A 25,935-nucleotide genomic window follows, 5' to 3' on the forward strand; every position below is an offset into this window, starting at 1 on the left:
GCAGTAATATATGTAATTAGTATTTGTTTTCGAGACGCATCGAGATTTATGCCAAAGAAATTTATTCGACGATTTTTGCCTGATCACCAGAGCATCAAGCAAAATAAAGCCCTAAAGATATTCGGCAAAGTGCTTCACGAGCCTAATTTGTGGCACTTGAACCGTCGCTCTGCGTCTGGTGCGTTTGGCATAGGGTTGTTTTTTGCATTCTGGCCAGTGCCATTTCAGATGTGGCTGTCAGCAGGTGTTGCAATACCGTTCAGAGCAAACCTTCCTTTATCAGTTGCTACCGTTTGGATAACAAACCCGTTTACTATCCCGCCTATATTCTACGGTGCTTACAAAGTTGGAACTACTGTACTGGGGACCACTCCTCAGCATTTTGAATTTCAGTTTAGTTGGCAGTGGGTGGTAGAAAGCCTAAATACCATTGGCCCCGCATTTCTTGTTGGCTGTGGCATTTGCTCGGTATTTTTTGGCCTTGCGGGTTATTTTTCACTTAACTGGCTGTGGCGTTTGCAAGTGAGAAAAGCCTGGGAGCGCAGAAGAATTCTGCGCGAAGAAGCTAAACAGTAAACACATCGAAAGTTTTAAAAAACGCCGCAAGTTAACAACAAGCGGCGTTTTTAATTAAAGCAATGAAATAGAACTTCTATTAACAACTACTTCTCATGCTCTGAAAGAAAGGCAAGAAGAGCAGCTTCATCCCACACTTCAACCTCTAATTCTTGCGCTTTAGTCAGCTTAGAGCCTGCTTTTTCACCTGCTACCAAGAAATCAGTGTTTTTGCTTACCGACCCAGCTACCTTAGCGCCAAGTAACTGTAAACGGGCTTTAGCATCTGAACGCCCCATCTCGCTTAGCGTGCCTGTAATTACACATGTTTTACCTTCAAGCGGTAAATTATCACTATCAGGCTTTTCAATAGCAGGCCAGTTAATGCCTTCTCTTAATAGCGCATCAATTACGTCTATATTATGGCTTTCATTGAAAAAGTTGAATATGTGTGCAGCAACTACCTCGCCAACATCCGGCACTTCAACAAGCGATTCGAGTGAAGCACTTTTAATAGCGTCTAATGTCTCAAAATGCGACGCTAGGTTTGCCGCTGTTGCCTCACCGACTTCTCGTATACCTAAAGCATACAAAAATTTAGCTAACGTGGTTGTTTTAGACGCTTCCAATGAATCGAGTAATTTACTGGCCGACTTTTCTGCCATACGCTCAAGGCCAATTAGACTGCCCAGCGACAAGGTAAAGAAGTCTGCTGGACTGTGTACTAAATCGGCATCTACGAGTTGGTCGACTAATTTGTCACCCAAGCCATCAATATCGAACGCCTTACGTGAAGCAAAATGTTTTAGTGCTTGTTTGCGCTGTGCTGCGCAAATAAGACCACCTGTGCAGCGCGCGACAGCTTCGTCTTCAAGTTTTTCAACATGCGAGTCGCATACAGGGCATTGCGATGGAAACGCGATATCGCGTTCGTCACCGGTTCTATTTGCCTCAACGACAGATACCACTTGCGGAATTACGTCACCCGCCCTGCGGATCACCACAGTGTCGCCAATTTTAACGCCAAGGCGGCTGATTTCATCCTGATTGTGTAACGTAGCGTTCGATACTGTAACTCCACCTACAAACACAGGCTCTAAACGAGCAACAGGTGTGATAGCGCCGGTTCTTCCTACTTGAAACTCTACATCAATTAACGTTGTAACTTCTTCTTGAGCAGGGAATTTCTGCGCAATGGCCCAACGCGGGGCTCGTGCAACAAAACCCAGCGCATTTTGTAATTCAATGGCGTTTACTTTGAACACAACACCGTCAATATCGTAGGGCAAAGCATCTCTAACATTAAGAATGCGATTGTAATAATCAAGACAACCTTTGCCGCCGCTGGCGGTATCTATTTCAGGGCAAAGCGGTAGCCCCCACTTACCCAACTGTGAAAGCCGTTCACTGTGACTATTTGGCAGCGTAAATGTATCTGGCTGTACTACGCCTAACGAATACGCATAAAACATCAGTGGACGCTTGGCTGTAATTTTAGAGTCTAATTGACGTAAGCTTCCTGCGGCCGCATTTCGCGGGTTAGCAAACACTTTCCCGCCTTTCTCGCGCTGCGTTGCATTCAACTTTTCAAAGCCATCACGAGGCATAAACACTTCACCACGCACTTCTACACGCGCCGGAATATCAGTTCCACGTAACGTTAGCGGCACATTTGATATAGTGCGAACGTTCGCTGTGATGTTCTCGCCTACCTGACCGTCTCCTCGGGTAGCAGCACGAACAAGCTCACCGTTCTCGTAAAGAATACTTACGGCTAACCCGTCTAGTTTAGGTTCACAGCTAAATGCTAGTACACCATCTGCAGGTGTATTAGATTTAAGTCTGTCTTTTATGCGCTTTTCAAAAGCCAGTAACGATTCATCGTCAAAAGCATTGTCTAGTGACAGCATAGGCACATCGTGCGTTACTTGTTCGAATGCAGATAGTGCTTCGCCACCTACTTTTTGGCTTGGCGAGTTTGGACTTTGCAGTGACGGATACGCTTTTTCTAACGCAATAAGTGCCTGCATATCGCGATCGTACACCGCATCAGGTACCGAAGGGTCGTCTAATACATAGTACTGGTAATTGTATTCATTTATTTTATTGCGAAGAGTCGCAATGTCTTGCTGTGCTTGTTCGAGAGTCTCAGACATAGAGATACTTTTTACGCCATCTAAAAGAAATTACTAAATCAATACTTATAAAAATCAGGTTCTGATAATTACAAGCTAAAAAGAAAAAGACTTGGCTGAAACCAAGTCCTTTGAAGTTTTGTTTAAGCCCAGTAAAGCTACTTACTAACTACTATGCACTAATTACGGGCTATCATTCGCTTACGTTCAAACTCACGAATTTTTTCAACGTACTGCTGTAAACCTTGTTTAGTAAGCACGCTACGTCGTCCATCAAGTACTTGAGCGCCAAATTCGTCGGCTAACTTACGAGCTGCATTATGCATCATGTTAAATACTTGATGCGGATCGCCCTCTATAGGCAAAATCATAAATAACGACACGCCCTGTGTCTCAAAGTTTTCTAGGTTATCTATGTCGAAAACGCCAGGTTTGAACATATTTGCAAGGCTAAATAACACCGGGCCTTTGCCGTTCGAATTTACATGGCGGTGGAAAATATCCTGATCGCCAAATTTAAAACCTAACGTAAGCAGCATAGGTAATAGCGCCGCACCGGCGATAGGCGCATCCTCTGGTGCACGTACATTAAGTACTAACACCTCTGGTTCTATATTCGACTGCGCTTTTGTATTTGCTGATGCACTTTCATCTGTGTCGTTGGCACTGAAAGCGCCTTCTGTATCGCTGTCGTCAAAATCTATGCGCATTTGATCATCACCAAAGTTCGGCTCTTCGCGCTTTCTTGTATGCGCTTTTGCAGACTTATTCCTGCTAAAGCGTTTGGGCTGTTCATCAGGCTTTGGCTGTGTGCGCTCAGAAGACGTTGTCACTCGCTCTGGCTGTGATGGCGCATCTAAACTGAAATCTGCCACTTCACGCTGTTGCGCAGACATGGTGTCTACTGTTTCAGTGTTTGCTTCATCCGTCGGGTCCACATACAGCTTTGGCTCCTTGCGCGTTACAGGCTCGTAAGCTGGTGTTACCGACTGATTCGCAGGTGCTTCTGTGTTACCGCCCTCATGCGCCCCACTTGCACTTGATTCACTGTCACCCTCTTCACCTTCTTTCAATAAGAAACCCGGTGGTTCGGGGAAGTCGGCAACATTACTGGGTGGCGCAGCACTTGTACTATTTGTGCCGGCATGCCCACGTGAAGGCCCTTTTACATGAGACATATGAGGTTTTGGATTGCTTACTACTGAACCATAAAGTTTTGGTTCTGGGGCCGCTTCAGGCTCAGCAGTTGAAGTTGGCGAGTTGGATTCAACACCCTCTTCATTATCTATAAGTTCATTTCTTTTGGAAGACGTGTTTGCAGATGCAGTTTCATCAACCTTATCAACAGCACTGCTGTTGTCAATATTGCTACCGCCACCACTGTGGAGCGGCTGTGATGATAAAGTATCGTCAGAATCGCTTTGTTCTTGTTCGCGGGTATTTGACTTACCCACGACTCGAACAGCACCAAGTCCTAGCTCATCAAAGCCCTCTTGATTTTTGTTGCCACTAACAGTGCCTTCAATGCCATCATCTGGGTCAACATCTGCACCATTTTCTTCAAAAACGTCGTCTTCGGCCCATTGTCTAGGCTCTAAACGTGTTTTTTCTTCTGGTTTTGAATTTTTGCGAATCTTCCAAATCCCGTGCGCCAGAACACCAATGATAAAAACGGTGCCGCCAAGGAGTAAAAATAGACGTAATTCATCTTCCATTTAATTTCTTTCGCCCTTTGTTATGCTTCTGCGAAGGCAACAGCTTCATCTACGTCAACGGCAACCATACGCGACACGCCCGGTTCTGCCATGGTTACCCCAGTAAGGTGACTCGCCATTTCCATCGCTATTTTATTATGGGTGATATAAATAAACTGCACTGTTTGCGACATTTCTGAAACCAAGTTACAAAAACGCCCCACATTTGCATCATCCAGTGGTGCATCCACTTCATCCAATAGACAAAACGGTGCTGGGTTTAATCTAAAAATAGCAAACACCAATGATAAAGCGGTTAATGCTTTTTCTCCACCGCTTAAAAGGTGAATAGTGCTATTTTTCTTACCCGGTGGTCGCGCCATTATGGTTACACCGGTTTCAAGTAAGTCATCATCGGTTAATGCCAAATACGCAGAGCCGCCACCAAACACTTTTGGAAACAGCATTTTTAAATCTTCGTTCACCTGTTCAAAGGTTGAGGAAAAACGTGTGCGAGTCTCTTTATCTATCTTTCTTATTGCCGATTGAAGTGTTTCAAGCGCTTCGGTTAAATCGTTATGTTGGGTATCTAAATGCGCTTTTCTTTCAGATTGTGTTTCAAACTCCTCAACGGCAGCTAAGTTCACTGCCCCCAAACGTTGCAGTGCACTTTGCGTGCGCTCCAGATCGTCTTGCCATTTTTGCTCTTCAGCTTCTTCTGGCAGACTTTCAAGAATAGTTTTAAGCGACTGTTGAGTATCTTCTAGCTGCTCTAATATGGTGTTCGCGCGCACTCGATACCCTTCAATATCAATATTGAGCTTATCTATATTGGTTTGTCGTGCTTGAATGTCCTTGGTAAGCGAGTGATTTCCCTTTTCAGCTTTTTTCAACCAAGCTTCAATGTCTTCAAGTACGGTTTGTTTTTCTACACGCAGCGCTTCAAGTGTTTCTTTTTCAGCCAATAGGTTCTGTAACTCTGCCTCTTGTATTTCTTGTGGTGCGGTTAACTGATTAAGCTCTTGCTGAAGGCGTTCTTTATTTTGAATGTACTCTTCTCGCTGCGCTTTATTGCGTTCAAGTTGCTTAGAATACATTTGCTGATGGTTATCTAGCTGCTGTTTCTTAAGCGCTAGCTCATGATTTTGTGATGTAAGTGAATCACTTAATGCTCGAAGCTCCGATACACTGCGCTCTAACGACTCGCGCTTTGTGTTTACCTCCTCGATATGCACTTCGTGTTCAAGTATTTGCGCCTCTTCAAGCTCTAACTTCTCGGAAAGCTGCGCTAATTGCTCTTCTTCTTTGGCGAGCAGTAACGTTTGCTTTTCAAGTTCGTCATTCAGTTTAGTGCTGCGTGATGCCTGCTGCTCTTGTTGCATAGAAAGCAAAGACAGCTTGTTTTTAAGCTGCGTTAGTGATGCTTCCAACTCGTTAAGTGCACGCACCTTTTCTTGCAACTGCTCACTCAGCGCCTCGCATTGCAACTCACATTGCTCGCGTTCCTCAATTAATGCCGACTTTGCCTCATCAATGTCATTAATTTGTGCATTTAGCGCTTCAATTTTGTTTGCTCGTTGCAGTGCACCATCGTTCACCTCTCCCGGCTTCAGCACCCAATGAGGGCTAGACCACAACCCGGTTTTAGAAAGCAAACTTACATCAGTGCCTGTAATGTCTTTTTCTAATGCGCTGGTTGCTGCGCGTAAGTCATCGTCGTTTTCAAATAACTTAATGCTGTTAAATAATGCGGGAACCGAATCATTAAAGGCTAATAGCGCGTTAGCTAACGTACCCTCGTCAGCTTCTTGAATAAACGTTTTGCTGGTATATAACGGCTTACCAGCCGGTATTGATGAGATACTTTGAAGCAAATCTGAAACACGGTGCGTTATCGCCACACATGGCTCTCGTAAGTAACGAAGTACTGATTCCACACAAGGAGCAAGCTCGTCTGAGGACTTAAGGTGCTGCCACAAAGGTGCAATACCATCAAAGCCTTCAGTGGCATGCTGTGAAGTGACTTGCAGAGCATCTTGCTGCAATGCTTCTAACGCCGCCTTGGTCGAGTTCACGGTCTGCCATTTACCGTGTACTTCTCTGATTCTATTCTCTAACGACTTGAGCTTTTCTTTTTTATTGTTAACCGTGTCACTTTCTTTATTAACAAGCGCTTGTTTGACATGAACAAGCTGCTCAGTCTCTGCTATCTGCTCGCTCAACACTTCAATTTGTATTGCTAGTTCATCGTCATCAAGCTGTTTAATTTCTTCTTGAAGCTCACTGATACGCTGTGATGTACGAAACTGCATACTCATGGTCGACTGAATTTGGCTATGACATTGCTGCACATTTTGACGAAGCTGATTATAGGCTAGCTCTTGCTCACGCGCTTTGGCGTTAAATTCTCGTAGCCCTTGTTCAGCATCATCAAAACGCTCTCTAGCATGTTCTAGTTCAGCTTCTTTCAAGGCTAGTTCAGGCTCAATAGAAATGAGCGCGGTTTCTGATACTGAAAGCGCATCTTCAGCTTCTACAATGGTGGCGTTTAGTACCGTATGCTGCTCATCAATACGTTGAAGCTCTTGTTCAACTTGGCTTTTGCGCTGCTTTGCATGTAATGCATTTTGCTCAAGCCGCGTTATCGCATTTCCGGTAGTGAATATTTGCTGCTGCAGGTCGTCAATGTCGTGTTTAGTTTGAACCTGACGTGTTTTGTAGGTTTCAAGCCCTGCTTCATCACCTTGTAATCGCGCCGCTAAATCATCTACCTCTAGCTGCAATGCTTGTTGCTGCTTTTGAAGCGTTTCAATATGCTCGCTGTTTTTAAGGAAGCGTATTGCAGCAAGTTGCCCTTTCAGTTCTCGAACTTGAGCCCTTAACGTTTTATAGCGCGTTGCAGCGGCAGCTTGGCGTTGTAGTTTTTCAAGCTGTTTGCCTAGCTCATCCCTTACGTCATTTAAACGGTCAAGATTATCGTGTGTGTGCCTTATACGATTTTCAGTTTCGCGTCGGCGCTCTTTGTACTTGGATATTCCCGCCGCTTCTTCAATGAATACACGCAGTTCTTGGGGTTTCGATTCGATTAAGCGTGAAATCATACCCTGTTCGATAATGGCGTAAGATCTTGGCCCAAGGCCTGTACCTAAGAAAAGATCGGTTACATCGCGACGTCTACATTTAGTACCATTTAAAAAGTAGTTAGATTGAGCATCGCGTGTTACCAGACGCTTTACCGACAGCTCATTGTATTTAGCATATTCGCCATCAATACGACCGGCACTATTATCAAATACCAGCTCTACACTACATTGACCAACAGGCTTTCGACTTGACGAACCATTGAAAATTACATCCGTCATCGCATCGCCACGGAGGTTTTTAGCTGAGCTTTCACCTAGCACCCAACGAACGGCGTCTATTACATTTGATTTTCCGCAACCGTTGGGCCCAACAATGGCGGTCATTTCTCCAGGGAAAGGAATAGAGGTTGGCTCAACAAAAGACTTAAAGCCCGCAAGCTTTATTTTTTTGAGTCTCACGTAGTCGCTCCCATATCAATAATTGCGCAAACAGCGAAGACTACCGCAATATTACGAGGGTATTGTTTGTTATGACAATGGAGAGAAAACGTTAGCGCCACAAAAATTTTTCTTTTGTTATTATTGCTCGACTCTATCAAATCTAACAGCTTGTAACAATTGCCATTTCAGTGTCACGCCTTTCCCTATTAAAATGGTACAGTAAGCAATCAAGTTTTACATTTTTAAACATATCTGACGCAAGGAGTTTATATGAGCGCAGGTGGTGTACATTACTTTTTCGAAGGTTTCTCACTCATTAAAACAAAGGGCCTCAAACGCTTTGTTTTTGTGCCTCTCACCATCAACCTTTTGCTATTTTCTGTAGCATTTTATTTCTTGTTCGGACAAATCGAAGTAGGAATTACCTATGTCATAAATCTGGTGCCAGACTGGCTAGGCTGGATAAAAACTGGGATATCTTTCATTCTATGGCCGCTAGCGGTGATAAGCGTGCTGTTGATTTTTGCGCTCGTGTTTGGGACGTTAGCAAACTGGATTGCAGCCCCATTCAATGGCGTTTTGTCTGAAAAAGTTGAGCGTCATCTCACTGGGCAAGATTTAGGCGATGAAGGCGTTATGGCGCTGATTAAAGACATACCACGAACAATAGGCAGAGAAGTGTCTAAATTAGCATGGTATTTACCCCGTGCTATCGGCTTTTTATTGCTGTTTTTCTTGCTGCCAATTATTGGGCAAGTGCTGTGGTTTTTATTTAATGCGTGGATGATGGCCATTCAGTATTGCGATTACCCCTACGACAACCATAAAGTCGACTTTACGCGAATGCGCATGCACCTAGGTGAACACAAAGGAAAGGCAATGACATTTGGAATGATGGTGAATGTGTTTTCACTGATTCCCGTAGTGAACTTTATTGTGATGCCCGTCGCCATTTGTGGCGCTACGTCTATGTGGGTGAATGAATTAAAAAATACCTTAGCCAAACCTAAGCATTAACAACACACTACTCACCGACAAACGCCTCATATTCTTCTAACCAATGGGCAGCTTCTTTTTGGTTGCCCTGTTGATGAAACACCTGAAAAAAGTTCATTGAAATAGGGCGTTGTATATTTTGCTTTTTCAGCTGTTCACGCCATAACACCAGATAAAGCGGTGGAATAACGCCGCTGTCATGATGCTCCATAAAGGTTATGCGCCTACTTGGCTTATAGCTGTTTTTACCAAGTACCATACACGTTTTCGCGGGTGCAATGATGGTAGCAGGATCTATGCTCAACCACTTATCAACCGTGCTGTGCGGAGAATACCAATACTCACTATCAACAATAACATTGGGTGGCACAAAGTCTTCAATACCATCTTCGTCGCACAGCTTTCTTGCCATACCTCGGCCGATGGGATATTCATCAGCAAAGCCAGAGAAGTGAGCAAGTTCATGCACAAACACTGAATAAGCGTCACTAATATCCAAATACATAACGCCATTTTGAACGTTAGCCTTGCCCTGCTCGCTAACCACTACTGCATGACTAAACTCGCGCTGTTTTGCTGCAATTGCCAGCGGCGCAACATCGCAGCCTAGAACGCCGCTTTTCTTAAAATTAGCACTGCAGGAAAGCACGTCATTTTTTAGCCAAATTGGCGGAGCGATACAAATCGGTAGCGATGATAATCGGGTATCTTTAACAAAGTCATTATACAAACTATCTGCTCGAATAATGGTTGCTAAGCTGGTAGCAAAAGGCTGAATACGTTGCAGGCACTCACTGCCAGTTCTAGAGACAGATGCCCAACTTATTGTTGGCATGTTCGAAGGCGAGTATTGCTTGTAACGGTTTATAACTGATAAGGCACGACTGGCTTGCTGGTGACCAAGCTTCGCTGCACGGGAAAAATGTATTTTGGCTTCATCTACATTTTCTTCGTCCCAAAGTAAGCGACCGTATTTAAACGCGCTTTGCATATCTAATTCTGCGGTAGCCGCCAGCAGCGGTTTTGCTAACTGCTGTTTCCCATGCAGTAAATACCAGTCGGCTAGCGCAGCTTGAGCCGGTACATAGCCTTGTGACGCAGCACGTACTAACCATTTTTCGCGTTTTTCAGGCGAATCAGAAGACATAGCAAAAGCCAGCTGTGCTTCGGCAACATTGCCTATGGCCGCCAATCGCATAAATCGTTTAGAGGCGCCCTCTTCACCTAACATTTGATACAGCAACCAAGCCGCGTCAGCATTTTCAAGCCTTACAAGCTTTTCAAGCCAGTAACTGGCATCTTCTTGATTTATGCTGTTGTTGTCAAAGTTCGTGTTGTAGGCATTTTGAAAAGTAGAAAGCAGTAACGACTGTCCTTGTTCACTTCCCTGCATCGACGCATTCCACAGCATCACTAATGCGCCATTTACTTGCTGTCGCTCAGCTTTTGATTGGTTTAGAACAGCGGATGCATTATGAACAAGTTGAGGCGAAAAGCGGCCGCTATCGCCTGCAACAATAAGCAGTGCAAAAACTGCTAGGAATAGGCCGCGCATGGTACTTAGTGCTTACTCTGTTGCACTGTCTGCGGTTTTTTCGGTATTTGCGCGCTCTCGCAACCTATTTAGTTCCATTCGCGCGTAGCGGTGTTCAACGTAATCAAACACATTGGTACTAAGTGCAAGCTTAAAGTAGTTAGACGCAATGCCACTATTTCCTTTTTGCGTATGATATTTACCCAAATAGAAATAAGCTTCACACAATCTATCAGTAAGCTCTTTCTGGCTGCTCACGCCTACAAGAAGAGAATTAAGTACGTCGTTTTCGTCTACAACCCCAAGAAACAGATCGGTGAGTGTAGTAGCCCAATGGCTGTTATCTAAACTTGGGCGAATAGTGGCTAAATATATTTGCCCTTCTTCCGGCGATACGTCGTGGTGAGCAAAATACGACCACAAAGCCCTAAACGGGTCAGATTCGTCTTTTTCTAAAAACGCGGCTAGGTCGGTAGTAGCAAGTTCTGCTCTGCCACCATAATACAAAGCAATTCCGCGGTTCAAAAACGCGAAGTCATACTCTGGGTTTATTTCCAACGTTGAATCAAACGCTTCATACGCTTGTAAAAAATCGCTTTGCTGTATGTAGTGAATGCCAAGCGAGTTATATGCTTCAGCAAGATCGGGCTTAAAATTAATTGCTTGGCTGTAGTCGAATTGCGCTAAACCACCTAAACCAACGCTGTCGTAAAGCATACCGCGCTGAAAGTGCAGTTCCGCTTTATCTTCATCAGACAATGCCGTACTGCTAAGCACCTGGTTGTAGCGCGCAATTGCCATTTCTGAACGCGGGTTAATGGGTGCAGGTTCGGCTAATAAAAGGTTTCCCATCTGTGGCCTTTCTGCCACAGGCACTGTTTGCGCGCAACCGCTTAAAATAGCAGCAATTAAAGAAAAAAAGATGAGACTAACGTTTCTGCACATGGTAAAAAAGCATTCTATAAAAAGAGAAAAAACCGTCTAAATACAAAGTATACATTTGTTGCGGCGATATTGCCGCCAACCTTCTCGCATTTAGTAAGAAAAGTAAAGCGTATTAGGCGGATAACAAAGGTAGCCATGAACAAAAATAACATTGAACAACTCTCGGCTTTAGCGTTCAACGCACAGAAAAACTCCCACTCCCCTTATTCCAATTTTAAAGTTGGTGCCGCTGTCATCACACCTACTGGCGAGGCCTTTGCAGGATGTAACGTTGAAAGTGCAGCGTTTCCGTTAGGACAATGCGCCGAAGCTACTGCCATAGGCAACATGGTTTCTCAAGGTCATAAGCGCATTTCACACATTGTTATAGCAAGCCCAAACGAAGAATTTTGTTTTCCATGCGGTGGTTGCCGACAGAAAATTGCTGAATTTGCTACTGACGATACGCCGGTTACCATGGTGAGTAAGCAAGGCCAAACCCACAACACGACAATTGGTGAATTACTACCCAATGCATTTAGAGCTCACGACCTAGAAAAATAACATCACTCAATTTAGTTAAGTACTGCTTAATGACGCTAAGCTTAATTGAGCTAAAAAAATACCAACAAGGTGCTATTGGTACGCACCTTGTAAAGCGTTCTAGCTATGTAAGCACTCGTCTGTTAACACATTAGTGCCCTTGGCGCCGAGCGAATTGACGTTATTCTACCTTGTGAATCAAACGCCAGTGCCACACTGGTACCAACGGCTATATCGCTTGAAATACGGTTTGCAATACTCAGTTTCGCTACGATACTTTCAGAAATCACCACGCTTTCTTTGTTACAATTAAGCAGTGTCCAACTTCCGTTATTAGCATAAAGCGTAGCATTTTGCACGCTTACCGCTTGCGCTAACGCTTGGCTAGAAAAATAGTTATCCGTGTAGGTGTTAAACTTTGCTCTGCGCTTATCAGCGTTATCTCGCTCTGTATTGAAATAATCGGTTTTGAAACGCTCAGCTTCAGCATCGTAACCGTGGTAATTAACAATACTTACCGTTGTTATATCGGGGTTGTTGCGAGCATCATACGATGGAAAGTTGGCCATCTGCCATTTACCCGCGCCATAAACGCCAAACAACGCAACCATAGCAACAGCTAATGCAGCAAATCTCACAGATGACGAATGAAACCATGTAACCAGCAGTTCCACAGTTTGGGAAACCCCGCTTTGTTGCTGTGCTTTTTTCGCCATGTGATGCTGCATAACAGACTGCTTAAGCGCACTTGGCGCACTGTGCACTTGTTGATTTTGTTTAAAAGCGTCCTGTAATTCTTTATCTGACATAGACATACTAATCACGCTCCGTCATTTTTTTAAGAGTTTCGCGCGCATAGCGCAAGCGTGTTTTAATTGTTTCTCTTGGTACGTGGCAAATAGCGCTTATTTGCTCTAAAGAAAACCCTTCAAGCTGCAACGAAAGCGCTTCTTTCTGTTTAAGTGGCAGTGCACACAACAACGAATGGATAGCTTCGCTTTTAGTGAGCGTTTCGCCTATATCTATATTATCGCTGGGCGCTTTACTCACTGCGTCACTGTCGTAATCTATTCGAGCATTTCGACGAAATTCATCAATTAAAGCCCGACGCGCGATGGTAAATAACCACGCTTGAAAATTGTCTGCATTCACAAATTGGTGACGCTTTTCAATTACCGTCACCCATACTTTTTGCGCTATATCTTCAGCTGTAGCAGCGTCTGACATTACCAGTAAAAAGTAATAAAGCTTGTTACTGTGCAAATCGAAAAGCGATGACAGCGCCTGGTCGCTTTGTGTATCGCGATATTGCACCATTAACCTTTCGCTTAATCCTAACGAATTGGTAGTGGCTGTATGCTTTGTACTGTCGCTCGTACTAGCCGAGCGACGAAAAATACCCTGTAAGCTTGCGCCTATGCTCATAGGCTTCTTCCTTATTGTTCTAGCTTGAAATCTAATACTACGATCATACCTGTCTGACTAACAGGCTTACCGTCAACTAACTTAGGTTTATATTTCCACTTTTTAAGCGCTCGTTTTGCCGCTCTATCAAACACTCTCGCAGGCTGCGACTCTAGTACCTCTATATCTGATACGGCACCACTGGCACTTACTGTAAAGCCAAGTTTTACCCATCCTTCTGTTCCATTCCTAGACGCTTCAGGTGGGTATGTAGGGTCAACGCGAAATTGTGGAGACGCCTGCATGTTGCCCTGAGCGCCATTAAACCCAATCTTAATGTCTAAATTAGTGTTTGGTACATGAGTGAACATGGCTACATTGTTTAATGTGTCATTAGGTTCAGGGTTAGTCTCAACCTTTTGTACTGGCGGCGTTTTTATCACCTGCTCTATGGGCTTAATCTTTGGCCTTACAACGGTGGTCTCATCTTCTGCTTGATAAATAATGGGGTCTAAATGTACAGGTTGTACCTTCTCTACCGATACTTTGTCTTGCTCAATTAAACGCGCCATCAAAACGAAAAGCGCAACAGTTATCACCAAACCAGCGGTGCCTAAAGAGAACGCCTTAACTAACCGTTGAGACAACGAAAGCCAAGGTGACGACGGAGCAGCATTTGAAGCATGTTGAAGTGTTAGTAACATAGCATTTCCCCTTCTTGTTTATGACTAAACGAGGAAATGTTCAAAAAGGGGTTATTTAAATTTTGAAGAAGTACTTATTATCAGCTCTGTCCAGTACCCGTATTTCTTTTCACCATATAGGCCGCTAACGCTTGAGCATCTAAACTTTCGCTTTTTGTTAGCGCATTAAAAACAGAAGCTTGATCAACATTACTTTTGTGTTGCCCCAGTTTTTCTTTTGCTTCTACTGTTTCAACCACCATTTCAAAGCCAACCACAGCTTTAATTAGTTTGTTTACATACTCTTCAGGCATTAATGCTTCTATGGCTTTAGCTCCCCTTTCAAGAGAAGGCTCAAACTGTTGCGTAAGTTTATACACTGCATCCAGCGTTGCCGCTTCATCTAATAATGTAACCGACCCAAAACACTGAACAGAAGCATAATTCCATGTAGATACTGCTGGTCGACTTTGATACCAAGTAGGTGAAATGTAGGCATGAGGACCTGCGAATAAGACGCTGGCGTTTACCTTTGAATCTGCAGAGCTCTCAAACTGTTTCCACTGGCTATTGGCTTTCGCCATATGCGCAGTAAGCACAAGCCTGCCATCTTTTCGTTCTTCCACCATGAAAGGCAGTTGCGTTGTGCGTAAGTCGCTAGTAATAAGCGCGCCAAAATTGTACTGAGAGATAAAGCTTCGCACAGCAGAATTTGGCGTCATGGTAAGGTTTTTAGGAAGGTACATTGTATAAACCGATGTTAGTTCTAATTATTCTACTGTCAGGCTTTTTTAATCAAGCTTCATTTATTCTAGTTTTTATCATTCTGGTTTTAGTTATTTGGGTTTTTATTTTTGGTGCTTTGATCATTTTCGTTCTGGCGTTTATTTAATTTTACTGCTGCCAAAAAGCCAATAAAAAACATGGCGAATATCACAACCCCTACCCAAATAAGAATGTTTAGTAAAAAGTCCATGTTGTTTCCTTGTTGGTCATCATTGATCGTTATTTAAAACGCAACGTTTTTTAGCAGCGATAGGGTTGTAAAGCTATTATTCGTGGGTGTTAGTATTATATGAAAGCTTGTGAATTAAGCCTTTTTTAACGGTGGGCCACTCGCTATTTAGAATAGAAAATACCACCGTGTCGCGGTATGCGCCATCGGCCTGCTGTTGATGCTGTCGCAATACACCATCTTGTTTTGCCCCTAACCTTAAAATTGCGTTTCTAGAGGCCTGGTTATGCCAGTGAGTTCTGAACTCAACAGCAATGACTTGCAAGGTTTCAAATGCGTACGTAAGCATAGCTAGCTTACATTCTGTGTTAACCGAAGAGCGTTGATAACTTTTGGCGTACCAGGTATAGCCAATTTCTAAACGCTTGTTCTTCAAATCAGCGTTACAGAAGCGCGTGGTACCAATTATTTCTCCCGTCGCGTTGTGCTGAACGACAAACGGTAAAGAAGTACCGGCTTCTCTCTGTTCTAATGCAGCTTCAAAGTAAGTGTCGATTGTGTTTTCACTGGGTACATTGGTAAACCATAAATTCCATAGCTCGCCGTCAGTTGCAGCTTTTAATAAATCGCTTTTATGCGCTGATGTAAGCGGCGCCAGTATGAGTAACGGTGTGTTTAAAGTAGTGTTTTCAAATACAAGCTGTGCCACGTTTTCCCAAATTCCTTCTTTTGTTAAATGTTTTACTAACCTGCAATTGCAAGTTAAACGCGTTTAAAGATGATTAATCACCCTACATTTCAAATAAAAACAAAACCCACATGGCTATCACAGCAAGGAAATTAATAGTAAACACTAGCCCACGAATTCGTACGTTGCTGCTACAAATTTGAACAAGGCTATGCAGAACGCGACCTATAACGAATACCCATGCCATTAGCATCATGGTACTTGTTACAGCGCTTTGTTCTACATAAAGCATTACGCAAAGCACATGAAAAAATACCGGCCATTCAAACTGATTCGACAAATTAGCACTTATTTTGGGCTGAATGTTTTGAAATGGATTGCTTCCATCAGTATTGCGACCTACTCCCCACACAGCTGGGGCACGTGCCACAGTTAGCAATGCATAAAGAAGTGCGCACCAAAAGATATGAGCGACGACAGGGGTAAGGATAGAAACCATAATAAGTCGTTGTCCTAACTAAGGTTACAAGTAATGTGAACTTAATTTACCGTAAATGTGTGCTATAAACACCCAATAAAGGATGACAGAAAGTAACGTAACGCACTTAATTACAAATTGAACACCGTTAATTAACCTCTAAAAATACGTCTATCTCTATGGTTTCGTATGCGCAACGTGTTTCTATGGGCGAGATATTACTAAATTCTTGGTTTACAAAACCCGCTTTTTCAATCAGGAAGTCGTGCTCCTCTAAATTGAAACCACCATCAAGGCTAAATTCTTCTTCGCAATTATTGAAAGCAGAGCCGTACACTACTTCTGTTCCCGAAGAGTTAGTAATGGTTAATATTGCATCGCATGCATTTAGTGCTTGCTCATTAATGTCGAATAGATTCACTCGAATAGCAGGAACAATTACAGGCAGCGTGATTTCGCCACATGGTTGTTCGTCATCGCTATTACCATTACAGCCGACTAGAGTTAATGAGATAAACGCTAAAGATAAAACCTTTTTCATTGAACATTCCTTGTTAAAAATTGATGAATTTGATGCCTAACCCGCTAAACAATAATGCGGAAATGATAAGAAGACGAAACGCCTGCCAACACGTTATTTTAGATAAATTAAAAAGATCGGGAATAGTCATGTTCCATAATTCGTAGCGAGCAGCGACGGTATCAATTACTTCGCTAAGTTGTAAAGTTAAACTACTGACGGTCTATTAACGCGAGCGTGCTCTGGTCAAACTGAATTTGCATTGGCTTACCATTAATATCCCACGCGCCTATATGAATATGTGGGTTTCGGCTGTAACCATTATTACCCACCTTGGCTACTACAGTGCCGCGCTTGATTTCTTGACCAACTTTTACAGCGATATCTCTTACGTGTGCAAGCAGTACAAACTGACCCTCTTTTGTTTTAAACGTAATTGAGCTTGCTCTACCGGGCGTCATTACACCTGGCTTATTCGTAATAGGGTTAATATGAATACTTTCTACCGTGCAATCGCAAGGCGCTAACACATCCTTTTTAAAACCAAACCACTCTTCGTTTTCGAAACCCTTATTAATATAAGAGCGCTGAAAAAGCCGAGTATCATCCTCATACCAACCACCAATAACACAGTCTGTTCCTAACGCATCACCCGCGTATGCAAACTGCCCGTCCCAATGCTCTGTACAGGCAAAGGTTTCTTTGTGAATTGCGTGAATTTTTACTGTATCTGCTTTGAGTATTGTTGAATACAAACTAATAAGCGCAGCCACTATTACAACTGTTGTACGCATTAAGTGCTTCCTTGTTAAAAAAACGAGTCCTTGGTTTTTACTTGCTTTACGCAATGTATAAATCTACATGGCGAGTTAACGCCCAAATATATTGCCTTCCTACCATTCATTGGTTCATGCAAAAGAATTTCAACGTTGGGTACACCAGCATAGTTAAACCTTTTAATGTAGCGGCTACGCTTTATAAAGCCCGTATTAGCCGATATTGCAGCAATATTGTGCACTGGAATGGTAAGCGACGGATAGAGACCATAGCGGACAATTATATTGTTGCCACTTATCGAAATTGGACGCTTACCCACTGCTTTGTATTCCGCAAAGAAAAATACGAGTCCAAATAGGGTAAGGCCAGTAACAATATTGGCAGCGGTGCTGCTACAGAGAAAATGAATAAGCAAATGAACTAAAGGTAGCTCGATAACCATTAAAGCAAGAAAACCAACAAGATTACTGCGTGCGCCGTCTTTTTTATCATAAAAGAAGTGATATTCACCGGCATACGCCATTGGCTTAATGTGTGATGCTAATAGTGCAAAGGTCCATACACGGCCTTCAAACTGTAGCAATGTACTTAATGCCGATGTGCCCAGCATATTATCAATAGGCTTTTGCAGTGCAATATCTGGGTCTTCATTTATTGCTAACAAACCACGCACAGCTAACACCACGGTGATGACAGCAGTCAATTCAAGCAGAAGCACAATAGCTAAAACTACATACCGTCCGCTTTCAAGGTATTGAAATAACACCTTGTTCTGCTCTGGAATAATCACACTCCCAATAAACACGGCACTGCTACAAAGCATAGCGAACTTTAACAAGGCTTTTTGTTTGTCATCTTCACAAATAAAGCAAAGTATTGGTAATACCAGCAAAGTGTCGAGCATAAATAACCATTCATGCTTTTCTGCCCCAAAGCCATTGAACGCATTTGATGAGGCATAATAAAACCACCACCAAAGCGACACCACAATTAGGAAAATAAGTGGAACTTTGCTTTTGATGTTTGCTTTCAAGGCGTGCTCTTCTACCCAACGACTAGAACGGTAAAGAAACTGTCATGTGTCTTTTGATGCAGGGCTGCAATGGAATTCCTTTCTTGAACTTCGATAGATTTACACTTTCGGTATGTTTTGAGTGCAATTAAACCTGCAACTACGGGGAGGACTACAAGGCAAATAATAAATCCGACAAAAAGCCATGCTTCTGGCGATGCTCTTCTCATAACTCAAAATCCCTTTTAAAAAGCATAACAATCTTGACATCTCCAAACCGCCATGCTTTCTCAATCCACTTTAAAAGACTTGTTCTTGTATCACTTACTACCTTAAACCATAACCATAACCAATAGAAAAATATACAAAAAAGCCAGCTTTCGCTGGCTTTTTAAATTGATAGATTATCATCATTCAAACTAGCAACTATTTCTTCTGTCTGGCAGCTAGCTTTTCAAGTTGTTCGTCAGTAGCGGGTAGCTGATGCTTTTCCTTCCACTCTGAATACGGCATTTTGTATACCACTTCACGCGCCGCTTCATAGTCGATGTCTGCGCCCTGCTCGCTAGCAGCAGCTGAATACCACTTTGCTAGGCAGTTGCGGCAAAAGTCGGCCAAAATCATGAGGTCGATGTTCTGAACGTCTTTGTTCGCATCTAAATGTTCTAGTAAGCGGCGAAATACTGCTGCTTCTACTTCGGTTTGAGTTTGCTTATCCATTATCAAATACCTTTGAATTACGCTTTTCGTTATAGATTGGATGTGTGGGTTAATTCACAAAACGCAACTTGATAAAACCTGTAGCAACCTATAACGAAAAAAGGGAGCCAAGCTCCCTTTTTACTTAATTGCTGATAACTACGTTTTGTTTAAACCCAGTCAGTATTACTCTGCGTCGTCAGACTTAGGCGCAGGCTTTTCTAGAAGCTCTTTAATGCTTAGGCGTACACGGTTTTGGCGATCGATTTCCATAACCTTAACGTCAACCATTTGGCCTTCTTCTAGGTAGTCAGTTACTTTGTTCACACGCTCGTGAGCGATTTGTGAAATGTGAACAAGACCTTCTTTACCTGGAAGTACTTCTACAAACGCACCGAAGTCTACAATACGTGTAATCTTACCGTTGTAAGTCTTACCAACTTCAATCTCAGCCGTTACTTGCTCAATCTTGCTAATAGCGATGTCTGCTTTCGCACGCTCTGTCGCAAAGATTTTGATAGTACCGTCGTCTTCAATCTCGATGTTAGTGTCAGACTCTTCAGTAATTTGACGGATCATTGCGCCGCCTTTACCGATAACATCACGGATTTTGTCTTGGTCAATCTTCATTGTGTAAATACGTGGAGCAAATTCACTTAGCTCTTCACGGTGACCACCAATGGCTTCATCCATGGTCTTAAGAATGTGCAAACGTGCTTCTTTTGCTTGTTTAAGCGCGATTTGCATGATTTCTTTGGTGATACCTTCAATCTTAATGTCCATTTGAAGTGCAGTAATACCGTCGGTAGTACCTGCTACTTTAAAGTCCATATCACCAAGGTGATCTTCATCACCAAGGATGTCTGAAAGTACAACAAAGTTTTCGTCGCTCTTAACAAGGCCCATTGCGATACCCGCAACAGACGCTTTAATTGGAACACCTGCATCCATTAGCGCTAGTGAAGTACCACATACAGACGCCATTGAAGATGAACCGTTTGATTCTGTGATTTCAGAAACCACACGTACTACGTACGGGAATTCTTCTTCGCTTGGCATTACTGCTTGAATACCACGCTTCGCTAGACGACCGTGACCAATTTCACGACGCTTAGGCGAGCCAATCATACCTGTTTCACCAACACAGTATGGAGGGAAGTTATAGTGAAGCATGAAACGGCTGTCGCGCTTACCTTGAAGCTCGTCAATCATCTGTGCGTCACGCTCTGTTCCAAGAGTAGCTGCAACAAGTGCCTGTGTTTCACCACGAGTAAATAGTGCAGAACCGTGAGTACGTGGAAGAATGCCTGTAGCAACGTCTAGTGCACGAATCATCGCAGGGTCACGACCGTCAATACGCGGTGCGCCAGAAAGGATGCGAGAACGTACTACGTCAGACTCAAGGTCGTGAAGAAGGTCTAGTACTTCTTTCTTGTCTTGTTCTTCGTCTTCAGCAAGTATTGCTTCTAGTGCTTTTTCAGTCGCAGCAGTTACTGCGTCTTTACGCTCTAGCTTGTCAGAAATCTGATAAGCAGCTGTCATTTCAGCTTCAGCTAGTGCTTTAACTTTATCTTTAAGCGCAGTGTTTTCTGCTTCTGGAGTCCAGTCCCACTTCTCAGTGCCAACTTCAGCAGCAAATTCATTTACTGCGTTAACCACAGTTTGCATTTGCTCGTGACCGAACATAACAGCACCAAGCATAGTCTCTTCAGAAAGCACGCTTGCTTCTGATTCAACCATAAGTACTGCGCCTTCAGTACCCGCAACTACAAGGTCAAGCTCGCTTTCCGCTTGCTCTTCGTGGCGTGTATTTAGAATGTATTCACCGTTGCTAAAACCAACACGTGCCGCACCAATTGGGCCGTTGAATGGAATACCAGAGATAGCAAGGGCTGCAGAAGTACCAATCATAGAGATGATGTCTGTAGGGATGTCTGGGTTAGCAGACATTACAGTAACAACAACCTGTACTTCGTTTTTGAAACCTTCTGGGAATAATGGGCGGATTGGGCGGTCGATAAGACGTGCAATCAGTGTTTCACCTTCAGATGGGCGACCTTCACGTTTGAAGAAACCACCTGGGATTTTACCCGCAGCATACGCTTTTTCTTGATAGTTAACAGTAAGTGGGAAGAAATCTTGGTCTGCTTTCGCTTCTTTCTTACCAACTACTGTTACTAGTACAGACGTGTCGTCCATGCTTGCAAGTACCGCAGCTGTTGCCTGACGAGCAATTACACCCGTTTCTAGAGTTACAGTATGCTGTCCATACTGGAATGATTTTGTAATAGGAGTCACTATTTGTCCTTTAATTTCAATCTTTATTTATCGCTTTTAAACGCGGCGCATAGTATAGCCATGATATATCGTTAATACCACGATCAAATACAGCGTCATGCAGAAATTCTTATGCACATTTTAGTTTAGTTGCTAGTTCCTATTGCACCATGACTGTATGAAAACTCTGTGAAATTTCATTTTTTGGCTATATTTTCATCATAATGACACAAAACAGCGTATGCTAGAACAATAAGTAGCGCATCTTATTTACTGTCCGCGCCCATCCTTTTAGCGGTCTACCAGTTTAGCGGTCTACCAGTGAAAAGTTGCTCAGCTTATAACAACAAGAACGTCTAATTATAGTGTGCTAAAGGAGAAACCCATGTTGGTACTTCGACTTAACAAAGCAGGCATGCCACAAGAGTGGATAGATGTTGAACACGCCGCAAAACTTTACTGCCAAAACAAGGTGCTGTTTGAATTGGGAAGCGACAGCATTATTTTAAAAGGCGGTTGGAATAGAAACGGTCTTCAAAGCCAATTAAACCTGTCTAGCATTATTGCCTGCGATGGAAAAGTTACCGATATGTCGGGCAAAGTCGCTTTAACTAATCGATATTTGTTCAGACGCGATAGTTACCTGTGTATGTATTGCGGGCAAAAGTTTTCACCAAAGCAGCTAACACGCGATCACATTGTACCTCGCTCACGTGGTGGTAAAGACAGCTGGACAAACGTTGCCACTGCTTGCCAACGGTGTAATCACGCGAAAGGCGCAAAAACACCTGAAGAAGCGAATATGCCGCTGTTAGCAGTGCCGTTTCGCCCTAACGTATACGAACGTTTCTACTTAATGAATAGGCGTATATTGGCAGATCAAATGGCTTTTTTGCAAAGCCACTTTACCCAAAATCGTGCCTGGGATTGTGACTAGCTTGCGCTAGTCATAGTAGGCGCATTTTATTACGCTGCAGTACTAAATCTCGCCTTGTTGCGTTTCAAGCGCTTTTTGCTCTTCTTTCATGGCTTTAAACCAAAGGCTTAGCCAGTCTGAGCACATTTTATGTTCAAGCTCGTGGGCTTCTGCAGTGGGGCAAAACAAACTAACCTTCACTACTACTTTTGCCAACTCGTTTGTTTTTATCTCTACTTCTGGATCTATGCGTATAAACTCTTGTTCGAGGTGTCGCTCGATTAAGCCTTTGTAACGCTCTGCCACATCGCGAAAATACTCGCAATGCGCCTGCGCTCGCGCATGAAAAGCTGGCAACAAGCTATACGCGTTAACCGTTGGCTCATTCACAATTTCAAAAGAATGCAATCGATAGCGACGCATAAAGTTTAGGTTTTTAACGGTTTGCGTTACTAACTGGCTATTAGGTACATAAACGTGTTTACCCGTGTAGTTGAAGCTTTCTGGGTCTACTTCTAGTAGCGCCGTTTTAGCCCAGTCCATTTCAACAACTTCACCAATGAGGTTGTTCATTTGGATCCAGTCGCCAACCCTGAAAGGCCTTGCGCCTAAATAGTAAATGAACCCCATAAAACATTGAATAAATTCTCGCGTGGCAAGCACTATTGCCACCATAAACGCAGCTATTGAAATGGCGAGAGTTTGTATTTCAGATGACCACATCACCATAAGTAATATGATGATAAGTGCGTTACCAAGTTGCTCTAAAATATTAATTTGATTACGGCGATCTTCGCCTTTACGCGAACTTCTACGTTTAATAAGGCGCAATAAGCCTTTCTTGATGTAGTGTAAAATGACGAGCAAAACCAAAGACGTCAGCAGTTTGTAATCGTTCGCAAATGCAATGAACTGTTGCCACATTTGTGCTGGGTCTATCACTATCTCCATTACGGCTCCATCTTTGGGTTGTATATTTGTGGTGCTTCTATTAGTGGTTCTTATATTGTTAATTACCGTGATGAAAGCGGCTAGGCGCTATAGCAAATTAACCCTATGGATAGAAACAAAAAAGCGCCAACTAATGTTAGCGCTTTATATTATGAAGCATGAGGGCTGAGGGTACAATGCTGACCAGTGACTTCTATTAGTACCTTCTATAAGGTTTAGTCAGCTTTTTTCCTGCGCGATCTATTTATTAAATACTATGCGCCGCCCCTGCTTTTAGCCTGGTTAGCGTAGAAGACCTCAGTCTTTATTCGCGAATTTGACCTTCACCATTTACTAGGTACTTTTCAGACGTCAACGACTCTAGGCCCATTGGTCCGTAAGCATGCAATTTCGTGGTTGCAATACCAATTTCAGCACCCAAACCTAGTTGGCTTCCATCTGAGAATCGTGACGACGCATTAACCATCACTACACTTGCGTCTACTGCGCGCTGAAATAGCTTGCCTTTTTCAGCATCTTCGGTACAGATAACCTCTGTATGGTTACTACCAAAATGAGCGATATGCTCGATAGCTGCATCAAAGTCGTCCACTACGCGAATCGCGATTTCTAATCCTAAATACTCTTCACCGAATTCGTCTTCAGCAATAACATTAGCATCGTCAAAGTACTGACTTCCCTTCTCGTTCACATGCACTTTCACGCTTTTTTCCTTAAATGCTTGTGCCACCTTCGGTAAGAAATCACCTGCAACAGCCTGGTGTACTACCAGCGCTTCTAGTGCATTACACACGCCGGTACGCTGGGTTTTACCATTTAACAATAATGCCATGGCTCTATCTAAGTCCGCTTCTTTATCAACATAAAGGTGACACACACCTTTAAAGTGCTGAATAACCGGTACTTTAGCGTTATCAGTTACATAATTAATCAAGCCTTCGCCACCGCGAGGGATAATTACGTCGATGTAGTCACGCTGTTCCATTAACTCTTGCATTAGTGCACGGTCAGGGTTTGGCACTACTGTTACCAGTGCTTTTGGTAAATTGTGCTTTTCCAGAACGTCTTGCATAAGTTCAGCAATTGCCAAACTTGTATCTAACGCTTCTTTACCACCACGTAGAATGACAGCGTTGCCCGATTTGAAGCACAAGGCGCCTGCGTCAGCAGTTACATTGGGGCGTGCTTCATAAATCATACACACTACACCTAGCGGGATACGCATTTTCTTAATCTCGATGCCGTTAGGACGAGTGCCAATAACACGCTCTTTACCCACTGGATCATCAAGCTCAACAATAACCTCGATGCCTTCGGCCATCGATTCAATGCGCTCTTCATTCAAAATTAAGCGGTCCACCATGGCAGCGTCTAAGTTGTTTTCCTTAGCACGCGCAACTTCCTTTTCGTTAACCGCAATAATTTTGTCTTTGTTTGCGCGAATAGCTGCTGCCATGTCAGTTAACACCGCGTTCTTTTGGCTTTCACTTAGGATTGCCAATGTACGTGCAGCTTTTTTCGCCTGTTGTGCTAACTCTGTAATAATGCTCATTCTTTCTCCAAGTTTGCTATATGCTGATCAGAAATAATTGGCCCCGTTTTCTCTTCGAATTCGTTGGCAAATTCTTCGTTTTCCTGATTAGCAATGAAATTCAATAAACAGCTACTGTAATTCGACTTCGCCTTAACCAGCTTAGTGCCATCTTCTTTGCGCACCAAAATAGTGTCGCCCACTGAAAACTCGCCTTTCACGTCTACAATTTCGCTACTTGTAAGTTGCTCAGCGTCGCTATCTAGTTGTGCGTCGAAGTCGCCTTCAACAATAACTTCACCTTGTGCGTTCGACGTATGTCGCATCCAATGTACGTTTTCTTGCATTGGCTTCGCATGAGGCTTGAAATGCGTGCCTGGGTTTTCACCATTTAGCAGCATGTTAAACGACAGCTCCGTAAAGCCGTTAATAATATAAGTATCTATACCATGCGAAACTGCTTTTTCGGCAGCTTCGATTTTTGTGCGCATTCCGCCCGTACCTACACCGCCTTTAACCGCGCCACCAGCCATGGCGTAGATGCTTGCATCAATGTTATCCACCGTTTTAAGCAAAGTCGCATCGTCGTGTTCATGCGGATTTTTATCATATAATCCATCTATATCAGAACAGATGATAAGTGCATCCGCTTCGGCAGCCGACGCTACCATTGCCGACAAGTTATCGTTGTCACCAACTTTTAGCTTGTCAGTTGTTACCGTGTCATTTTCATTAACAATAGGAAGAACGCCATTGTCTAACAGGCTGAAAATTGTCTCTCGAATACTTACGTAGCGTTCACGGTCTCGTAAGTCGGCATGAGTTAACAGTATCTGCGCAGATGGAAAGTCAAATAGCCTGTCCCACGTTGCAATCATTTCTGTTTGACCTGCCGCTGCCATCGCTTTCTTAATGGCAATATCGGATTTCTCTAGCTCTGGAAACAAATGCGCACCTGCTGCGACCGAGCCTGAAGAAACCAGCACGACTTGCGTACCGTTCGCTCTGCATCGCACGATGAATTGCGCAATACTAAGCAAATAATGGCTACTGCACCCTTGTTGATTAGGTGAAATCAGTGCACTACCTACCTTTATTACTACGCGTTTCCAATTAGGGTTACTCATAATAAACTTCTA

24 protein-coding genes are annotated in these 25,935 nt (G+C 43.3%); 4 read left to right on the plus strand and 20 right to left on the minus strand.

Annotated features, from left to right (window positions below):
- The first annotated feature begins 48 nt into the window (after window positions 1-48).
- Window positions 49-576 carry a DUF2062 domain-containing protein gene (locus V7R35_RS08345; protein WP_334014284.1) on the plus strand — a complete coding sequence of 176 codons (528 nt, stop codon included), beginning with the start codon at window positions 49-51 and terminating at the stop codon, window positions 574-576.
- 86 nt (window positions 577-662) lie between these two features.
- Here the strand turns inward: V7R35_RS08345 and ligA are convergent, their stop codons facing one another.
- From ligA to smc, 3 genes are all read right to left on the minus strand, one after another.
- The gene (gene ligA / locus V7R35_RS08350; RefSeq protein WP_334014285.1) at window positions 663-2,711 is read right to left on the minus strand and encodes an NAD-dependent DNA ligase LigA; all 2,049 of its coding nucleotides are present in this window, start codon (window positions 2,709-2,711) and stop codon (window positions 663-665) included.
- A gap of 158 nt (window positions 2,712-2,869) precedes the next feature.
- Window positions 2,870-4,405, minus strand: a complete 1,536-nt coding sequence (gene zipA / locus V7R35_RS08355) for a cell division protein ZipA (RefSeq protein ID WP_334014286.1) — start codon at window positions 4,403-4,405, stop codon at window positions 2,870-2,872.
- 20 nt (window positions 4,406-4,425) lie between these two features.
- The gene (gene smc, locus V7R35_RS08360) at window positions 4,426-7,926 is read right to left on the minus strand and encodes a chromosome segregation protein SMC (protein WP_334014287.1); all 3,501 of its coding nucleotides are present in this window, start codon (window positions 7,924-7,926) and stop codon (window positions 4,426-4,428) included.
- Between the two features lie 252 nt (window positions 7,927-8,178).
- On the opposite strand from smc, the gene cysZ reads away from it, so the two are divergent.
- On the plus strand, window positions 8,179-8,925 hold the full coding sequence (cysZ, locus tag V7R35_RS08365; protein ID WP_334014288.1) for a sulfate transporter CysZ: 747 nt from the start codon (window positions 8,179-8,181) through the stop codon (window positions 8,923-8,925).
- Between the two features lie 7 nt (window positions 8,926-8,932).
- Here cysZ and V7R35_RS08370 read toward each other — a convergent pair whose 3' ends face one another.
- Both V7R35_RS08370 and nlpI read right to left on the minus strand, forming a co-directional pair.
- A complete protein-coding gene (locus V7R35_RS08370; RefSeq protein ID WP_334014289.1) occupies window positions 8,933-10,459 on the minus strand; it encodes a sel1 repeat family protein in 1,527 nt (508 codons plus the stop codon).
- Between the two features lie 12 nt (window positions 10,460-10,471).
- Window positions 10,472-11,383, minus strand: a complete 912-nt coding sequence (gene nlpI / locus V7R35_RS08375) for a lipoprotein NlpI (protein ID WP_334014290.1) — start codon at window positions 11,381-11,383, stop codon at window positions 10,472-10,474.
- A 135-nt stretch (window positions 11,384-11,518) separates the two neighbouring features.
- Here nlpI and cdd point away from each other — a divergent pair, with 135 nt between their 5' ends.
- The gene (gene cdd, locus V7R35_RS08380; RefSeq protein ID WP_334014291.1) at window positions 11,519-11,926 is read left to right on the plus strand and encodes a cytidine deaminase; all 408 of its coding nucleotides are present in this window, start codon (window positions 11,519-11,521) and stop codon (window positions 11,924-11,926) included.
- A gap of 122 nt (window positions 11,927-12,048) precedes the next feature.
- Here the strand turns inward: cdd and V7R35_RS08385 are convergent, their stop codons facing one another.
- The 12 genes from V7R35_RS08385 to pnp form a co-directional block, all read right to left on the minus strand.
- On the minus strand, window positions 12,049-12,720 hold the full coding sequence (locus V7R35_RS08385; protein WP_334014292.1) for a hypothetical protein: 672 nt from the start codon (window positions 12,718-12,720) through the stop codon (window positions 12,049-12,051).
- A gap of 1 nt (window position 12,721) precedes the next feature.
- The gene (locus V7R35_RS08390) at window positions 12,722-13,330 is read right to left on the minus strand and encodes an RNA polymerase sigma factor (protein ID WP_334014293.1); all 609 of its coding nucleotides are present in this window, start codon (window positions 13,328-13,330) and stop codon (window positions 12,722-12,724) included.
- An 11-nt stretch (window positions 13,331-13,341) separates the two neighbouring features.
- On the minus strand, window positions 13,342-14,013 hold the full coding sequence (locus V7R35_RS08395) for a TonB family protein (RefSeq protein ID WP_334014294.1): 672 nt from the start codon (window positions 14,011-14,013) through the stop codon (window positions 13,342-13,344).
- Window positions 14,014-14,093: 80 nt separating this feature from the next.
- Complete coding sequence (locus V7R35_RS08400; RefSeq protein ID WP_334014295.1) at window positions 14,094-14,738, minus strand: FMN-binding negative transcriptional regulator; 645 nt, start codon at window positions 14,736-14,738, stop codon at window positions 14,094-14,096.
- Window positions 14,739-14,824: 86 nt separating this feature from the next.
- Complete coding sequence (locus tag V7R35_RS08405) at window positions 14,825-14,968, minus strand: hypothetical protein (RefSeq protein WP_334014296.1); 144 nt, start codon at window positions 14,966-14,968, stop codon at window positions 14,825-14,827.
- Between the two features lie 76 nt (window positions 14,969-15,044).
- The gene (locus tag V7R35_RS08410; protein WP_334014297.1) at window positions 15,045-15,656 is read right to left on the minus strand and encodes a GNAT family N-acetyltransferase; all 612 of its coding nucleotides are present in this window, start codon (window positions 15,654-15,656) and stop codon (window positions 15,045-15,047) included.
- A gap of 82 nt (window positions 15,657-15,738) precedes the next feature.
- The gene (locus tag V7R35_RS08415; protein ID WP_334014298.1) at window positions 15,739-16,134 is read right to left on the minus strand and encodes an MAPEG family protein; all 396 of its coding nucleotides are present in this window, start codon (window positions 16,132-16,134) and stop codon (window positions 15,739-15,741) included.
- A gap of 127 nt (window positions 16,135-16,261) precedes the next feature.
- Window positions 16,262-16,654 carry a hypothetical protein gene (locus V7R35_RS08420; protein WP_334014299.1) on the minus strand — a complete coding sequence of 131 codons (393 nt, stop codon included), beginning with the start codon at window positions 16,652-16,654 and terminating at the stop codon, window positions 16,262-16,264.
- Window positions 16,655-16,845: 191 nt separating this feature from the next.
- Complete coding sequence (locus V7R35_RS08425; RefSeq protein WP_334014300.1) at window positions 16,846-17,427, minus strand: M23 family metallopeptidase; 582 nt, start codon at window positions 17,425-17,427, stop codon at window positions 16,846-16,848.
- Window positions 17,428-17,441: 14 nt separating this feature from the next.
- Window positions 17,442-18,443 carry a hypothetical protein gene (locus V7R35_RS08430; protein WP_334014301.1) on the minus strand — a complete coding sequence of 334 codons (1,002 nt, stop codon included), beginning with the start codon at window positions 18,441-18,443 and terminating at the stop codon, window positions 17,442-17,444.
- 405 nt (window positions 18,444-18,848) lie between these two features.
- On the minus strand, window positions 18,849-19,142 hold the full coding sequence (locus tag V7R35_RS08435; protein WP_334014302.1) for a DUF1244 domain-containing protein: 294 nt from the start codon (window positions 19,140-19,142) through the stop codon (window positions 18,849-18,851).
- 165 nt (window positions 19,143-19,307) lie between these two features.
- Window positions 19,308-21,419 (minus strand): polyribonucleotide nucleotidyltransferase, encoded by a 2,112-nt coding sequence (gene pnp / locus V7R35_RS08440; protein WP_334014303.1) that lies wholly within the window; start codon window positions 21,417-21,419, stop codon window positions 19,308-19,310.
- Between the two features lie 364 nt (window positions 21,420-21,783).
- Between pnp and V7R35_RS08445 the strand changes: the two genes are divergently transcribed.
- The gene (locus tag V7R35_RS08445; RefSeq protein WP_334014304.1) at window positions 21,784-22,335 is read left to right on the plus strand and encodes an HNH endonuclease; all 552 of its coding nucleotides are present in this window, start codon (window positions 21,784-21,786) and stop codon (window positions 22,333-22,335) included.
- 42 nt (window positions 22,336-22,377) lie between these two features.
- Here the strand turns inward: V7R35_RS08445 and V7R35_RS08450 are convergent, their stop codons facing one another.
- The 3 genes from V7R35_RS08450 to proB all read right to left on the minus strand — a co-directional run bounded on the left by V7R35_RS08450 (window position 22,378) and on the right by proB (window position 25,923).
- The gene (locus V7R35_RS08450) at window positions 22,378-23,265 is read right to left on the minus strand and encodes a mechanosensitive ion channel family protein (protein ID WP_334014305.1); all 888 of its coding nucleotides are present in this window, start codon (window positions 23,263-23,265) and stop codon (window positions 22,378-22,380) included.
- A 304-nt stretch (window positions 23,266-23,569) separates the two neighbouring features.
- Complete coding sequence (locus V7R35_RS08455) at window positions 23,570-24,817, minus strand: glutamate-5-semialdehyde dehydrogenase (RefSeq protein WP_334014306.1); 1,248 nt, start codon at window positions 24,815-24,817, stop codon at window positions 23,570-23,572.
- Window positions 24,814-25,923 (minus strand): glutamate 5-kinase, encoded by a 1,110-nt coding sequence (proB, locus tag V7R35_RS08460; protein WP_334014307.1) that lies wholly within the window; start codon window positions 25,921-25,923, stop codon window positions 24,814-24,816. Before proB ends, V7R35_RS08455 begins: the two co-directional genes overlap by 4 nt.
- Between the last annotated feature and the right edge of the window lie 12 nt (window positions 25,924-25,935).

The organism is Alteromonas sp. S167, assembly GCF_036864375.1.
In the GTDB taxonomy this organism is placed as follows: Bacteria; Pseudomonadota; Gammaproteobacteria; order Enterobacterales; family Alteromonadaceae; genus Alteromonas.